The organism is Gemmata obscuriglobus (assembly GCF_008065095.1).
Classification (GTDB): Bacteria; Planctomycetota; Planctomycetia; order Gemmatales; family Gemmataceae; genus Gemmata; species Gemmata obscuriglobus.
Window position 1 is genome coordinate 2,415,198 of record NZ_CP042911.1, and the last position, 14,084, is coordinate 2,429,281.

Annotated in this window: 16 protein-coding genes; 9 read left to right on the plus strand and 7 right to left on the minus strand. The window is 66.7% G+C overall.

Going from position 1 to position 14,084, the window contains the following annotated elements; genetic code table 11:
• Positions 1-41: 41 nt before the first annotated feature.
• From GobsT_RS10115 to ychF, 7 genes are all read left to right on the plus strand, one after another.
• Positions 42-1,151: a carboxylate-amine ligase gene (locus GobsT_RS10115; protein WP_010034963.1), complete on the plus strand. Its 1,110-nt coding sequence runs from the start codon at positions 42-44 to the stop codon at positions 1,149-1,151.
• Between the two features lie 102 nt (positions 1,152-1,253).
• Positions 1,254-1,688 (plus strand): hypothetical protein, encoded by a 435-nt coding sequence (locus GobsT_RS10120; RefSeq protein WP_010034961.1) that lies wholly within the window; start codon positions 1,254-1,256, stop codon positions 1,686-1,688.
• A 90-nt stretch (positions 1,689-1,778) separates the two neighbouring features.
• On the plus strand, positions 1,779-3,275 hold the full coding sequence (locus tag GobsT_RS10125; protein WP_010034957.1) for a hypothetical protein: 1,497 nt from the start codon (positions 1,779-1,781) through the stop codon (positions 3,273-3,275).
• A 26-nt stretch (positions 3,276-3,301) separates the two neighbouring features.
• Positions 3,302-3,475 (plus strand): hypothetical protein, encoded by a 174-nt coding sequence (locus tag GobsT_RS37635; RefSeq protein ID WP_157506544.1) that lies wholly within the window; start codon positions 3,302-3,304, stop codon positions 3,473-3,475.
• Between the two features lie 84 nt (positions 3,476-3,559).
• The gene (locus GobsT_RS10130; protein ID WP_010034952.1) at positions 3,560-3,781 is read left to right on the plus strand and encodes a hypothetical protein; all 222 of its coding nucleotides are present in this window, start codon (positions 3,560-3,562) and stop codon (positions 3,779-3,781) included.
• Positions 3,782-3,790: 9 nt separating this feature from the next.
• Complete coding sequence (gene lhgO / locus GobsT_RS10135) at positions 3,791-4,984, plus strand: L-2-hydroxyglutarate oxidase (RefSeq protein ID WP_010034949.1); 1,194 nt, start codon at positions 3,791-3,793, stop codon at positions 4,982-4,984.
• A gap of 156 nt (positions 4,985-5,140) precedes the next feature.
• A complete protein-coding gene (gene ychF / locus GobsT_RS10140) occupies positions 5,141-6,244 on the plus strand; it encodes a redox-regulated ATPase YchF (RefSeq protein ID WP_010034947.1) in 1,104 nt (367 codons plus the stop codon).
• A 69-nt stretch (positions 6,245-6,313) separates the two neighbouring features.
• On the opposite strand, the gene GobsT_RS10145 is transcribed toward ychF, so the two are convergent.
• A complete protein-coding gene (locus GobsT_RS10145) occupies positions 6,314-6,658 on the minus strand; it encodes a hypothetical protein (protein WP_010034945.1) in 345 nt (114 codons plus the stop codon).
• Positions 6,659-6,829: 171 nt separating this feature from the next.
• Positions 6,830-7,543, minus strand: coding sequence for a phosphopantothenoylcysteine decarboxylase domain-containing protein (locus GobsT_RS10150; protein WP_063744560.1), 714 nt, complete (start codon positions 7,541-7,543; stop codon positions 6,830-6,832).
• A gap of 90 nt (positions 7,544-7,633) precedes the next feature.
• Between GobsT_RS10150 and GobsT_RS40450 the strand changes: the two genes are divergently transcribed.
• Positions 7,634-7,756, plus strand: a complete 123-nt coding sequence (locus GobsT_RS40450; RefSeq protein WP_010034941.1) for a hypothetical protein — start codon at positions 7,634-7,636, stop codon at positions 7,754-7,756.
• An 8-nt stretch (positions 7,757-7,764) separates the two neighbouring features.
• On the opposite strand, the gene GobsT_RS10155 is transcribed toward GobsT_RS40450, so the two are convergent.
• The 4 genes from GobsT_RS10155 to GobsT_RS10170 all read right to left on the minus strand — a co-directional run bounded on the left by GobsT_RS10155 (position 7,765) and on the right by GobsT_RS10170 (position 10,270).
• Positions 7,765-8,388 (minus strand): hypothetical protein, encoded by a 624-nt coding sequence (locus GobsT_RS10155; protein ID WP_010034940.1) that lies wholly within the window; start codon positions 8,386-8,388, stop codon positions 7,765-7,767.
• A gap of 61 nt (positions 8,389-8,449) precedes the next feature.
• Entirely contained in the window at positions 8,450-8,950 is a 501-nt protein-coding gene (locus GobsT_RS10160) for a pentapeptide repeat-containing protein (RefSeq protein ID WP_010034939.1), read from the minus strand.
• Between the two features lie 109 nt (positions 8,951-9,059).
• Positions 9,060-9,482 carry a secondary thiamine-phosphate synthase enzyme YjbQ gene (locus GobsT_RS10165; protein WP_010034938.1) on the minus strand — a complete coding sequence of 141 codons (423 nt, stop codon included), beginning with the start codon at positions 9,480-9,482 and terminating at the stop codon, positions 9,060-9,062.
• Positions 9,479-10,270, minus strand: a complete 792-nt coding sequence (locus GobsT_RS10170; RefSeq protein ID WP_010034935.1) for a macro domain-containing protein — start codon at positions 10,268-10,270, stop codon at positions 9,479-9,481. The genes GobsT_RS10165 and GobsT_RS10170 overlap by 4 nt, the downstream gene beginning before the upstream one ends.
• Before the next feature lie 172 nt (positions 10,271-10,442).
• Between GobsT_RS10170 and GobsT_RS10175 the strand changes: the two genes are divergently transcribed.
• Positions 10,443-12,068 carry an ADP-ribosyltransferase domain-containing protein gene (locus GobsT_RS10175; RefSeq protein WP_010034932.1) on the plus strand — a complete coding sequence of 542 codons (1,626 nt, stop codon included), beginning with the start codon at positions 10,443-10,445 and terminating at the stop codon, positions 12,066-12,068.
• 330 nt (positions 12,069-12,398) lie between these two features.
• Here the strand turns inward: GobsT_RS10175 and GobsT_RS10180 are convergent, their stop codons facing one another.
• Positions 12,399-13,991 carry an ABC transporter permease gene (locus tag GobsT_RS10180; RefSeq protein WP_010049482.1) on the minus strand — a complete coding sequence of 531 codons (1,593 nt, stop codon included), beginning with the start codon at positions 13,989-13,991 and terminating at the stop codon, positions 12,399-12,401.
• Positions 13,992-14,084: the final 93 nt, after the last annotated feature.

Consider the following 14,084-nt stretch of genomic DNA (forward strand, 5'->3'; position numbering starts at 1 on the left):
GGCCGACGGACCCCCGCACCCCAATACCAAAACGCTTCCCTATGAAAGCCCCGTCGCTCACGATCGGCATTGAGGAAGAGTACCAGATCATCGATCCTGCGACGGGTGAGTTGAAGTCGTACATCACCCAGATCCTTGACGAGGGGAAGCTGATCCTCAAGGAGCAGATCAAGGCCGAGCTGCACCAGTCGATGGTGGAGGTCGGGACGGAGATCTGCCAGACGCCGGCCGACGCGCGCAACGAGCTGGTGAAGCTGCGCCGGAGCATTTCCGAACTGGCCGGGCGGCACGGGCTGGTCATCGCGGCGGCCGGCACGCACCCGTTTTCGAACTGGGAGCAGCAGGAGATCACCCCGTTCGAGCGGTACCTCGGCGTGCAGAACGACATGCAGGATCTGGCCCGCCAACTGCTCATCTTCGGCACTCACGTTCACATCGGGATCGAGGACCGCGACTTCCTCATCGACGCGATGAACGTGGCGCGGTACTTCGCGCCGCACATCCTCTGCCTCAGCACCTCGTCCCCGTTCTGGACCGGGCGCCGGACCGGGCTCAAGAGCTACCGGTCGATCATTTTCCGTCACTTCCCGCGGTCCGGGATGCCGCCGTTCTTCGACGGGTGGCCCGAGTACAACGGGATGGTGGAGGCGATGGTCCGCACCAACTGCATCCCGGACGGGTCCAAGATCTGGTACGACGTGCGCCCCAACCACCGGTACCCGACGCTCGAGTTCCGCATCTGCGACGTGTGCACAAAGGTGGACGAGGCGGTGTGCATCGCCGCCATCTTCCAGGCGATCATCGCCAAACTGTGGAAGCTGCGGCGCGACAACCTGACGTTCCGCGTGTACCCCACGGAGCTGATCGAGGAGAACAAGTGGCGCGCGGTGCGGTACGGGCTCGACGGCAAGATGCTCGACCTCGGCAAGCAGAAGGAGGTGCCGGTCCGCGAACTCATCCACGAGCTGATCGACTGGTTCCTGCGCGACGTGCTCGACGAACTGGGGACGCGCGCCGAGGTGGAATACGCCTATAAGATTATGGAGGGCGGCTCCAGCGCCGACCGGCAGTTGAAAACGTTCAACGAGGTCGGCAGCACCCGGGCCGTGGTGAGCCAGTTGGTGCGCGAGACGCAGGAAGGCGTTTCGTGACGCCGTCGGAAGTCGTCAGGTCGAACGTCGCCAAGTCGAAGACCCAGACGCTGACCGCTTCCGACTTCACGACTTCACGACTTCGACTTTGCGACACGGGACATGCAGACGTTCGAGCGCGACCGCATCGCCATCCGGTACCCGGAATCGTGGGACATTGAGGAGGCCGAGGACGCCGAGAGCGGGGCGTGGACGGTCACCGTTTCCAGCCCGGAGACGGCGTTCCTGATGATGTCGCTCCAGCCGGAGGCGGACCACCCCGGCGACATCGCGGACCAGACGCTCGAGGCGCTGCGGGCCGATTACCAGGAACTCGACGCCGAAAACGTGGTCGAGACGATCTGCGGGCTGCCCGCGGTCGGGTTCAACGCGGACTTCATCACCGCGGACACCACGACCACCTGCCGCGTGCGGTGCGTGGCCACGGACGCGGGGCCGCTGCTGCTGATGGTTCAGGTGAGCGAGTACGACCGCGCCCGCAACGAGCCGGTGCTGGCCGCGATCATGAAGTCGCTCGACGTGGACACCGACGACTGACGCCGCGCCGTTCGATTCCCCATCGCACTTCGCGAGCGGGCCGCGTTCGAAGCGCAAGCACCCGCTCGATCCGAACCCGTGAAGATTCCCATGCCCACCGACCCGTTCGCCGCGAAACGCGCGGAGATGCGCGACGAGTTCTTTGCCAAGCTGTTTCTGCTCGGCGGCTGGCTCGGGAGCACGGACACTTACAAGCGCACCATGTGGGCCGCCGTGCCCGACATCGCGCTTCAGCCCGCGGCGTACACGCTGACGTTTCGCAAGGGGTTGCCCGAGCCGGGCGCGAACAACCGACTCGTGATGGCGGGGCACGAGGCCGTGCTCGCGCAGTGGTTCCACCGCCCCCTGCGACGCCGCGACATCCTACTGGCGCGCGACTGGTACGCCCGACACTCCGCGACGAAGGCCTTTCCCGCCGAGGTCTGGGACGCGGTCCTCGCGCAGCCCGGGGAGGAGCTGAGGCTCCCGGTTGACGTGTGGGGCCTGCCGGGCGGGCAGACGTTCCTCGCCGGCGTCCCGTGCCTCACGTTCGAGGGTCCGGGCGCGCTGATCTCTTACACCGAGCCCGCGATGTGCCGCTACTTCGCGCCGGTGATCCAGGCCACCAAGGCGCGGCTGATGCGCGCGGCCACCCCGCGCGACGCCGAGTTCGGGCTGCGGTCCGCGCCCGTCGAGGTGTGCAACCTCATCCTGCTGCTGGCGCGGTTCGTAGGCGGGGCCGGGGACGAAGGGGCACCGCAGCTCACGTCGAACGACACCGCCGAGTTCATGTGGCCCGAACTGTTCCGGTCGATCGGCACCATCGGCCATGAGATGATGTGCGCCGCCCAGTCGTTCGACCGGACGCTGGCCGAAGCCGAGTTCGAGATGATGGACCGGTTCGTGTCGAAGATGGGCGCCGCCTCGCTGCTGTGCGACCTCGTGGACGCCGAGACCGTCGGGCTGGAAAACGCCCTGCGGGTGATCCGGTCGCACCCCGAAACGGACCGCGTCGGGGTGCGGGTGGACAGCGGGGAGATTGCGGGGCAGTGCGTGCTGTACTTCCAGAAGATGAAGCAGCTCGGCATCCCGCCGCGGGTGATCGTCTTCGAGGACGAGGTCACGCCCGAGGGGGTGCGGCGGGTGTACGACACGTTCCGCGCGCAGACCGGCGTCGAACCGACGATGCTGTTCCCGGGGGCCGGAGGGTACTGGTGGAAGCTGGTCCACCGCGACACGGTCAGTGCCGCGTTCAAGCGCACCGCCACCGCGGACCGACCCAACGTGAAGTTCTCCAACTCGCCCGGCAAGGAGACCGTCCCCGGGTACGTGCGCGTGTACGCCCGCGGCGACACGCTGGTGGTCGCGGACCGGAGCGAGAGCGTCGACGGCGAGCCGCTGTTCGTGAAGCTCGTCGATCAGGGGCGGGTGGTGTACGCCGAGGGCTTCTGCGAGCAGGCGGCCCGCGCCGAGCGGACGTGGGGCCGGTACGCGAGGTGGGAGGTCTCGCCGCTGCTGCGGGACCACCTGGACCGGTTCGCCGCGATGCGGGCGGCCGAGGTGGCCGCGGCCCGGGCGCGGCTCGCCGTCGGGGCGGGGCCGACGTAATCGTCATCCAGCCGCGCGCCGCGTGCGTGAACGTCGCCTGCTTCAGCCCGGACGGGACCCGGATGGCGTCGGTGTCCGAGGACGGCTGGGCGAAGGCGTTGGACCCGGCCGAACTGCACGTCGGCGCCTCGGTGTGGCAGGTTAACGCGGAGGCGAACGACTCGGGCGTGTGGGAAATGACATTAGACAGGCTATTTTAGCTCTCACGTTGTGGCAGGGCCTGCGCACTATGAAGTAGTGGCCGGGTAAGGGTTTGTGCGTATCACGGGTTCCAGGAGCAACCGATGGCTCTGACCCTGACGAGCGTGTTCGCGGACCTGCCGGACCCGCGGGTGGAGACGGCCAACAAGATCCTCGCGTTCCTCACCGACACCAGACAGGCGGCGCGAGACGGCAACCCTCCGCCGAAGCTCATACCGAGCAACCCGTCGGCCGTGAACGGTTACAATCTCCAGGGGCGCCCCCGTCGCGGGGCGGACTACGAATTTCGCCGCGGTTCACGATAATCTGTCCCCATGCACACGACGGACGTACTCATCGTCGGCGGCGGGATCGTCGGGCTCGGAACGGGCCTGGCACTCGCGGGGCGCGCCACGGTCACGGTGATCGAGGCGGAAGGTCACCTCGCGCAGCACCAGACCGGTCACAACAGCGGGGTCATTCACTCCGGACTGTACTACAAGCCGGGGTCCGCGAAGGCGCTCAACTGCGCCGCCGGCCGGGAACTCATGTACCAGTTCTGCGCTGAGAACGGCGTCCCGCACGACCGGTGCGGCAAACTGGTAGTCGCTACCGACGAGAGCGAACTGCCCGCGCTGGCGGAACTCGAGCGGCGCGGCACCGCGAACGGGCTCACCGGCATTCGGCGGTTGAGCGCCGCCGAGGTGCGCGAGATCGAGCCGCACGTGAAGGGCGTCGCGGCGCTCCGCGTGCCCGAAACCGGCATCGTGGACTACAAGGCCGTGTCCGAAGTGTACGCCCGGAAAATTACCGATGCCGGTGGGAGCGTACACACGAGCACCCAGTTCCTGGGCTGTCGCACGGAACCGGACGCGCTGACCGTCGAGACCAACGCCGGCCCGGTTCGTGCGAAACTACTCGTGAACTGCGCGGGCCTCCACTCGGACCGGGTCGCGCGGCTGTGTGGCATCGAGCCGGGAGTACGGATCGTGCCTTTTCGCGGTGAGTATTACGTACTGAAGCCGCGGGCGCAGCACCTGTGCCGGCACCTGATCTACCCCGTTCCGGACGCCCGGCTGCCGTTCCTGGGCGTTCACTTCACGCGCATGATCGGCGGCGGGGTGGAGTGCGGTCCCAACGCGGTGCTCGCGTTCAAGCGGGAAGGGTACCGGTTCCGCGACGTGGACCTCTCGGACCTGGCCGAATTAGCGGTTAACCCGGGCTTTTGGAAGATGGCGCGGAAGTTCTGGCGCGTGGGGCTGCACGAGATGTACCGGTCGCTGAGCCGGCGGGCGTTCTGGCACGCGCTGCGGAAGCTGATCCCCGAAGTGTCATTTCACGACCTCGTCCCCGCCGGGGCGGGGGTGCGCGCACAAGCCGTGGCCCCCGACGGGAAACTGGTGGACGACTTCTTCGTCTGCCAGGCTCCGCGGATGATTCACGTTCTGAACGCGCCGTCGCCCGCCGCGACCGCGTCACTTGCGATCGGACGCAGCATCGCGGATGCGGTGCTGAAGGAACTCGCGTAAGGGGCCGGGTGTCCCTACCGGTACTGTGGCGTCGCTCCACCGTGGCCGCGTTCGCTGGGTGTGCCCGTGAAGGATCGGTTCACCGGCTTCCCCGACGGAGCGGTTTGCGATAAATAAAGTGTTTCGCATCAGCTTCGCCACGCGGGATGAACCAAGATGGGCTTCGAGTGCGGTATCGTCGGGCTGCCGAACGTCGGCAAATCGACCCTGTTCAACGCGCTGCTCTCGACCATGCAGGCCGAGGCCGCGAACTACCCGTTCTGCACCATCGAGCCGAACGTCGGGCGGGTCGCGGTGCCGGACGAGCGGCTCGCCAAACTCGCGAAGATCGCGAACTCGGCCAAGCTCATCCCGACCCAACTCGAGTTCGTGGACATCGCCGGCCTCGTGCGCGGCGCGAGCAAGGGCGAAGGGAAGGGCAACGAGTTCCTGTCCCACATCCGCACCGTGAACGCCATCATCTACGTGCTGCGGTGCTTCGAGGACGCCGACATCGTTCACGTTGAGGGCAGCATCGACCCGCTGCGCGACGCGGAGGTGATCGAGACCGAACTCATGCTCGCCGACCTCGACAGCCTCGAAAAGCGGATCTCGTCGGCGCAGAAGAAGGCCAAGAGCGGCGACAAGGCGCTGGCCGAGCAGGTCGGGATGATGGAGCGCGCGATCAAGGTGCTCCAGGACGGCAAGCCCGCCACCGCCGTCAACCCGAAGGATAAGGCCGAGCGCAAACTGCTCGATTCGCTGCAACTGCTCACCTCGAAGCCCGTGATGTACGTGTGCAACGTGGAAGAGCAGCACGCGGCGACCGGCAACGCGTTGTCCGCCAAGGTGGCGGAAATGGCCGCGGCCCGCGGGGCGTCGTGCGTAGTCGTGTCGGCCAAGATCGAGGCCGAAATATCGGTCCTGCCGAGCGAAGAAGAGAAGAAAGAGTTCCTCGGAGGGCTGGGACTGGAGGAAACGGGTTTGGCGAAGGTCATCAAGGCCGGTTACAAGCTGCTCGACCTTGTGACCTACTTCACAGTCGGTCCGAAGGAGGCCCGCGCCTGGACGATCGCGAACGGGACGCTGGCTCCGGCCGCGGCGGGCGTCATTCACACCGACTTCGAAGCCGGGTTCATCCGCGCCGAGACCGTGGGCTACGACGACTACATCCAGTACGAAGGTGAGGCCGGGGCAAAGAAAGCGGGCCGGTTCCGTTTGGAAGGCAAGGAGTACGTCGTGCAGGACGGCGACGTATTGCACTTCCGGTTCGGGCCGTGACCCGAGTCGCGTAAACCTCGCGACTTTCGACATGCGGGCGGCGTGACGTGAATCACAGGCATTCGCTGCCTACGGGCAACAGTTTGCGACACGTCTGAGCAAATTGCTGCCAGGATTCTGACGGGCGAAATTCTTTTTATTTAATTGCGATTGCACGGCGAGCGTGTAGCGGCGGTCGCCGGTGATGCGAGCTTGGCGTCGGTCCCAGGAGTCGTCGAGTGGTGCGGTCTCGCTGAGCCGGTCGGCCCGGAGTTGGAGGATCGCTTCGGCTCCGGACTCGGACCAGAACTTCTCGGACCCCTTGACCCGATGGTTCATTTGCCTGATGGTCGATTCCACGTGGCTGGTGTCGATGACGCGGACCGCAGAGTTGGTGACCCGTGCCAGCGCGTCGCGCACCGCCGCGGGCAGCAAACAGCACCGCCACGTCCGCCGTGTTCAGTAGCTCGGCTTCTCGCTCCGGGGCGTCACGTTCTCGGCTGGAGCTATCGAGCGGCGACAGCACGCGTCTGTCTCTGCGTTTGCACAGCAGTTCATGGAGCACGAGCCCTGATGCGCCGGGCCGCCCTGCGACGTATACGGTTTTCATGATGCTCCCCCGGCGCGCTCTGCCGCGAGCCCTTCGACCGCATCGAGAAGGCGCGTGGCCAGTTCCCGGCGGCTCCGCAGCCGCCGGTACGCGCCACGCACTGGGCCGACGAACGTCAGCCCCGACAGCGTGTTCGCGACGACCAGATCGGCGCGCGATTGGACCCGTGACGCTTCGGCAGTTTCCAGCAATTGCTGCTCGTCGGCTCCCACTTCGAGCTTGAACTTGACCAGCACGCCGGAAAATCCCCAGGGCGTGCGCACCAAGTTGACGAGCTTCGGAGTCGGTACCAGTCGGAGCCACACTTCCGGAGCGTCGGTGGGCACGCACGTGAGCCCGGAATCGTTTCCTTGCGGTTGTGATTCGGGGTGAAACGGTACGCCAGAGGCGGGGGTGTAGGCACCGGCGATCCGATAGTCGCTGACGGCCGCGGAGTGAATGAATGCGTCCGTCTCGTTATTCGTGAGCGTTCGGGCCATAGCGTTGTGGAGTTCGTCGAACGTGCGATATTGTTCTGTCACCCACCGGTCGCGCGGCACATCGCTCGGCCGTAGCACATCGGGGGCAGACGTGAGCAAGTGGACGGAGTGCCCGCGGCGATGCGCTTCGAGTGCGATGTTCGCGCCGGTGCGCCCGCGGAACACGGTACCGATGCACCGCAACGGGTCGATCGGCACTACCGTATTCCCGGCCGAGATGAGAACACGCACAGCGTTCTCTCCGCGGTTCGAGGCTCTCGTTATTGCGCTTCCACGTCCGTGGACAAGCCGCGGGCCGTGTAACTGCGAACAGTGAAGAGAATGCCTGAACCCGCGGCTGCCGAGCGGCTCTGCGTGGCGGTGTTCGGTGGCATCAGTAAGACGCCCGGGCGACCGCTGGTGGCCGATGAGGCGGCGCTGACGTTCCCGCCGGAACCGGTGTAACGCGGCCGTCAGTTCGCGCTCGGGTGCAGTTCGGGCACATACCCGTGCCGGAACGCGCCGACCGTTAACTCGGGCGTAAGCACTTCGACCGTTTCCGCGCTGGGCTGGGGTATGCGGCTCGTGTAGCCGCCCGCGGTCCAGGTCAGAAGCACACCGCTGCGAATCAGGTATGGTGTCCGCGGCGCATCCGGCAGGAGTACGAACGTTCCGTCGGGAAGATCCTGGAGCCGCGCACGGTGGGTGCGATTTTTACCGTCCGCGGTGAGCCGCTGGGCGTGGAGTTGGCGGTCGAGTTCGACGGCCGAAAGGGCCGGTAAGTCACCCCGGGTTTCGAGCGCTCGTGCGCGAAAGGCGTTGAACCGCTCCCGGCGGCACTCGGCACAGGGACGATGGCCCGCTGCCAACGCCGTGGCTTCGTCCAGAAAGAACAGCTCGGTGTAGTGGCCGGGCGTCATCACCTGGCGCTTCCGGCCCTTGAACTCCAGCAGACAGACGATCCACCGCCGGAGCTGCCACCCGCGGCGAATCTGCCCGCTCGCGGTGTGTAGGCGTCCGCGGTTGCCCATAAACAGCCCGCGCCCGGGCACTGCGATAACTTCGCCGAACGGGGTGACCCGGTTCTGACGCGGCACGGATCGACTCCCTGATGATGTTGGCCACTTTCTGCTTGTGTTGCCACTACCTGTGAACGAGTCATCCACCGAGAGGCTCATCACCCTCGCTCTCCTGCCAATCGATCACCTTTTGCTGCTTGTCGGAAAGATAGATGCCCTCGCCTTGTTTCCGAGTTAGCCTCGCCCCGGCCATGTCCGCAGCCGTGAAATCGCACTCCTTGAAGTTGGAGCGGCGAAGGTCGGTGTTTTGCAGGTTAGCCCGCACGAAAGCGACTCGCCTGAAGAGCGAAGCACGCAAGTCAGCTCCCGATAGGTCGGCTTCCGTAAAGTCGACTTCGATGAAGTCGTTCCAGCAGAGAGTGGATTCGGATAGGTTCGTGTTCCTAAAAGAGATCGAACTGATCTCCGACTTGCCGAAGAAGGTACGAGGAAGACTCAAGTTGGCGAGGGAATGTTCGGTCGCCTCCACGTCGTCTTCAGGCCTCGAAGGTGCCAACCCGAACGGACGCCCCACCCCGATCCAGGTGCGAAAGAACCGCACGCCGTCTTCTCCATAGATGTCGGGGCGACGGTCAGGCATAGCAGGGATGGCTCCGTCATCAAGGTGATGGTGGCGTTGAAGGGACTTGCACGATTCCTCGTAGGTCAGTCGAGCGGTTCGCTCCGGACTCATTGATCTACTCCCCCAATTACTCCCCGATGATCTTGACCAGCACCCGCTTGGGGCGGTGGCCGTCGAACTCGCCGTAGAAGATCTGCTCCCACGGGCCGAAGTCGAGCTTGCCCTTCGTGATCGCCACGACGACTTCCCGCCCCATGATCTGGCGCTTCAGGTGGGCGTCGGCGTTGTCCTCGCCGGTGCGGTTGTGGTGGTAGTGGTTCGGGTCCGGGTTGAACGGGGCCAGCTCCTCGAGCCACACCCCGAAGTCGCGGTGCAGCCCGCGCTCGTCGTCGTTAATGAACACGCTGGCGGTGATGTGCATCGAGTTCACCAGCACCAGCCCTTCCGACACGCCGCTTTTGCGGATCGCGTCCTCGACCTGCGGGGTGATGTTCAGGAACCCCATCTTCGTCGGCAGGTTGAACGTCAGGTACTCGGTGTGCGATTTCATGGCGGTTCCTCGTTCGAGGGCGTCCCGCCCATCTTATCCGGAGCGCCTTCAACGCGGACGGACGAAGTCATTTCGCCCGAGTGGCACCGCCTCCAGTTCGCGTTCGGCCCGACGACGAACGGTTGCGCGTCCAACCCTTTCGGGACGGACACGCGAACCGGCTCTTCCCCTTCCAGGTCGTGTCCGCCAAGCTGGCTCAACACCGCCGTGCGCAGGGTGTCGTAGTCCCTGAACACGTACTCGCTGAACAGGGTGAAGGCGGTCCACATCAGGTTGGCGCACACCCGCGGCGGCACCCGGCCGGTCGCGGCGCCGAGCCCGGGCAGCGCCAAGGACTCGATGCTCCCCGGTTCCTTTGCGTTCTGCATGTGGACCGCCTGAAATGCAGCCGCGCACGCCAGAGCCACGTTCAACGTGTCACTGATGTCCTGGGCGGACTGCACCATTGTTGGGGTGGAAATCAGGAACCGCGGGCGGAGCCCGCCGGTCGGCACGCACGTCGCCGCGCCCACCGGCATCGTTCCGCCGTACCGTTTCGCGATCTCGTCCTGAACCAGCGCCTGAATGCGCCCGCGGAAGTGGCGGTTAACGGCCGCGTCCACTCCGCCGTCCATCCGCCCGAGTGAGTTGGTGGGCGTGACCCAGGCGTCCGTGCGGCGGGCGGTGATCGAACCGCGGACGATTTCGACGTTGGGCACGTCTGCAAATACCGCCTCCCAGGCGTCGGTGACGGCCCGGTTGACGTCCACCAGAACGACCTTCAGCGCCGGCAGTTGAGAGGTAGTCATACGGCCCTCTGTGGGATTGAGTTGAAGACGGGTTCGGTGCGGGAACGGTACCGCGCCGGGGTGTGGGGCGGCAGGTCGGTTGCAGCCGGTGCGCACGAGCGCGACGGCCCACCCGACATCGCGGCGCCGGGCAGCCGGTGGCACAATACCCACCAACTCAGGAGCCCCAGAAATGAGCGCCGACACGCTCCCCGCACCCGCCCCACCGAACGACCCGCTCGCGCTGGCCGAACTGTTCGCCGGCGGGGGCGAAGACTGGTTGCCCGTTCTCAAGCCGGTGATCGATTCGCAGCCCGCCGCCCACACGTTCATCGGCCCGAAGCGGGGGCAACAGGTCGTCCCGGTCCGCGAACTGACCTTTCAGGCGCTCAAGCCCAACCCGCCGCACAAGTGGAAAGTGGTGGTGTTCGGACAGAACCCGTACCCGCGGGCCGAGAGCGCCACCGGCATCGCCATGTTCGACAACGCGTTCGGCAACTGGGCCGACAGCCAGTTCGGCAAGGTCATCACCATCCGCTGCATCATCAAGGCGGCGGCGATGTGGAAGCACAAGATCCCCAAGGCCACGCCCATCGCCGACATCCGCGCGCTGCTCAAGAAGCACGACACCGTCCAACCGCCCGGCTGGTTCCAGGCGATGCTCACCCAAGGCGTGCTGCTGCTCAACGCCGCGCTCACCGCCAGCGCCGACGGCGCGCTCGCCACCGACCAGCACACCGCGTTCTGGCGGCCCGTCGTCGAGAAGGTGGTGGACCACATCCTGCGCGCCAAGCAGTCGGCCGCGGCGCCGGACCGCGGGGTGGTGTTCGTGTGGTGGGGCCAGCACGCCCGCAACCTGAAAGACGTGGTGCTGCGGCTCCAGCGGCACTACCCGGACGTGAAGGTGCGGCACATCGACCACGCCAACCCCGCCGCCCAGGGCGACATCTTTTGCAACGGCGACCACTTCGGCGACGTCAACGACGCCCTCCGCGCGCTCGGGGCCGAACCCGTCGACTGGCTCCCGAGCGTCGGCTGGGACCGGCCCGCCTCGGTTGCGGCCGACGCGCCCGCGGACGACACCGCTGCGCGGATGGGCGCGTTCATCTCGTCCACGATGGAACTCCACAAGCTGTACCTGGAGCGGTTGCAGAGCGTTAAGGACGAAGGGCTGGCCGAACTGCCGGCCATCACCGGGCTGCTCGGGGGGCTGCTCCCGAGCTTCGCCGAAGCGGCGGCCGGGGTCGGGAAGGCGCTGCCGGGGTTGGACGGTTATTTCCGGCGCGCCCAGGAGTTCGCGGGCCGCCGCGCGGGCGGGGCCGGCGCCCACGGGCTGACCGCCGACGAGATCGCGGCCGTTCACCTTTACACGTGCGAGTCGGCCTTCTACCGGCAAATCAACGCCGCGCTGCGGAACCCCGACCGGGCGGTCGTCGCGCCGTACCACGACTACCTGCGACTGCTATTCTCGGCCGTCGCGCGGCTGCCGCAGCGGCGCGCGAGCCTGTGGCGCGGGGTGCCGCTCGACCTCCGGGGGCAGTACCCGGTCGGCCGGGTGGTGACGTGGTGGGGCGTGTCGTCCTGCACGTCGGAGGTGGGGGTGGCGCGGGCGTTCCTCGGCTCGCGGGGCCGGCGGACGCTGTTCGAGGTCGCGCCGGTCACGGCGGTCGGCATTCGCGCCTTCTCGGCGTTCACCGGTGAAGAGGAGTTCGTGCTCGCCCCCGGCACCCGGCTGAAGGTGGTGGACGTGGCGACCGAGCGGGGCGGGCTGAGTACGATCAAGCTGGCCGAGCAAGCGGAGCAGCGGCTCGTGGCGTGAGCCGCTGCGTAACGGAAATCAGGTGGCTGGCAGCAGTTCCGCTCGCTCCTCAACACGCCGGTCGAGGTGATGCCTGACGGAATGGGCGGCTGGTCGTGGCTTCGTTTCGGCCCAAGTGGGCCTCGTCTGGATGAAGACAAATTTTGACAGGATCGACAAGATAAACAGGATTTCGAATTGATCGGTCTTCATCCTGTTTATCTTGTCGATCCTGTCAAAATGTTCTTGGCCCTCCTACTACGCTCAGTGCCACATTGCCTTCGCCTCGGGTTGGCCGCTCCCCTCCGAGCGGGCCTCACTCCGTTACGCGTTATCGTACTCTGTTGAGGGCTACCCGTAGCGCAGTGCCTCGATGGGGTGGATCTGCGCGGCCCGGCGGGCCGGGTACAGGGCGGCCAGCGTCGTCACGCCGACCGCGAACGCCACCGAACTGACCCACAGCCACGCCGGGAACACGAAGATCGTGGTGGAGAGCATCTTCTGCCCGTCCATCTGCCCGGCGATCAGCCCTTGCACCCACCCGTCGGCCCAGGCCGCCAGCCCGCGCGCCAGTGCGAGCCCCGCCGCCGCGCCGAACACGCCGATCAGCGCACCTTCCGACAGGAACAGCCCCATCACCTGCCCGCGGGTCGCCCCGACCGCCCGCAGGACACCGATCTCCTTCGTCCGCTCCACGACGCTCGTCACCAGCGTGTTGGTGATCCCGACCGCGGCCACGAACAGGGCGATGAACGCGAACAGGTTCAGGCCCGCCGCGATCAGCGTGACCTCGCGCTTCGCCGCCGCGAACCACTTCGCCCCGCTGTGCGTGCGGAACCCCAGATCTTCCACCCGCTTGACCACGGTCGGCAGGTCCCCGCCGGGCGTGACGCGCACGTCCGCCGACATGAACCCGCCTTCCTTGTGCCACGGGAGCTGTTGGAACAGACGGTCGCCCGCCGCCGGCGGGAGGAACGCGTCCCCCTGTCCCAGCTCCCAGGCGTCGAGCGGGGTGAGCTTCTTGCGTTCGATCCGGGTGAGACGCGACACCACGCCGCAAATGCGGAACGTCGCCGTCGCGGTCTTCCCGGATTCGCTCGGGCGCTCGTCGGTCGGCTCCGCGGGCGGTTCGAGGAGCTTTTTCAGTTCCGCCTGTTCGGCGGCGCTCAGGTTGAACGCGGCGAGTCTGTTGGGCAGGTTCGTGCGGAGCTTCTCCAGAACCAGAAGCTGAGACAGGGTCAGCTCTTCCGGCGGGCGCTGCCCGAGCAGCGCCCGGGCCAGCGCCAGCGACGAGCTGTTCCTCACCCCGCCCACTTCGAGCCGCACCGGTCGGCCGAGTGCGCTCGCGAGGTCCGCGTCGTCGTGAACGCCGAGGAGGTACAGCGCGAACTCCGACACGACGATCTCGTCCGCCTCCGGGGAGGACGGCAGCCGGCCGGCGATGAGTCGCGGCGCGAGGTCGTCGAGCCGCCCGCTGGTGACGAACACCGGGGCCGGCTTTTCGGCGGCGCCCGCCCACAGGCGCCCCTCGCCGGTGCGGAACGTGCGCACCTCGGACACGTCCGGGATGGTTCCGATGGCGTCCAGTTTTTCGCGGGTGAGCAGCGAGAGCGCTTTCGGGGCCTTCTTGTTCTGGTACCGGTCTACGAGACCTTCGCGGATGCGCGCCCGCCGCTCGTCCGACATGGCCCCCTGAACCGCGACCTTTTCGGGCGGGATGTTGCTCTCGTCGGGCGCCGGCTCGTCCACCCGCACGAGGACGCGCCAGAAGTCGTCGCGGCCCTGGAACTCCGTGTCGATGAACGCCCGCAGCCCCAGCCCCAGGGCGATGCTGAACGCCAGCGCGCAGGTGCCCACGGTCACGCCGATGAGCGTGAGCGCGGTGCGCACCTTCTGGCGCCACAGCCCGCCGAGCGCGAACTTCAGTAACTGGATCGGGTTCATGGGGAAGTTCGGGTGAAGGATGAAGGCTGAATCATACCGGAAACGTCCGCCGCGGGTTACTGCTCCCACGGTTTCGAGTTCGTTCTTGGCTCG

Bases quoted from the DNA above. Each gene is read 5' to 3' on its own strand.
- GobsT_RS10115 (WP_010034963.1), top strand. From the start codon at position 42: ATGAAAGCCCCGTCGCTCACGATCGGCATTGAGGAAGAGTACCAGATC.
- GobsT_RS10120 (WP_010034961.1), top strand. From the start codon at position 1,254: ATGCAGACGTTCGAGCGCGACCGCATCGCCATCCGGTACCCGGAATCG.
- GobsT_RS10125 (WP_010034957.1), top strand. From the start codon at position 1,779: ATGCCCACCGACCCGTTCGCCGCGAAACGCGCGGAGATGCGCGACGAG.
- GobsT_RS10130 (WP_010034952.1), top strand. From the start codon at position 3,560: ATGGCTCTGACCCTGACGAGCGTGTTCGCGGACCTGCCGGACCCGCGG.
- lhgO (WP_010034949.1), top strand. From the start codon at position 3,791: ATGCACACGACGGACGTACTCATCGTCGGCGGCGGGATCGTCGGGCTC.
- ychF (WP_010034947.1), top strand. From the start codon at position 5,141: ATGGGCTTCGAGTGCGGTATCGTCGGGCTGCCGAACGTCGGCAAATCG.
- GobsT_RS40450 (WP_010034941.1), top strand. From the start codon at position 7,634: ATGCCTGAACCCGCGGCTGCCGAGCGGCTCTGCGTGGCGGTGTTCGGT.
- GobsT_RS10160 (WP_010034939.1), bottom strand. From the start codon at position 8,950: ATGCCTGACCGTCGCCCCGACATCTATGGAGAAGACGGCGTGCGGTTC.
- GobsT_RS10165 (WP_010034938.1), bottom strand. From the start codon at position 9,482: ATGAAATCGCACACCGAGTACCTGACGTTCAACCTGCCGACGAAGATG.
- GobsT_RS10170 (WP_010034935.1), bottom strand. From the start codon at position 10,270: ATGACTACCTCTCAACTGCCGGCGCTGAAGGTCGTTCTGGTGGACGTC.
- GobsT_RS10175 (WP_010034932.1), top strand. From the start codon at position 10,443: ATGAGCGCCGACACGCTCCCCGCACCCGCCCCACCGAACGACCCGCTC.
- GobsT_RS10180 (WP_010049482.1), bottom strand. From the start codon at position 13,991: ATGAACCCGATCCAGTTACTGAAGTTCGCGCTCGGCGGGCTGTGGCGC.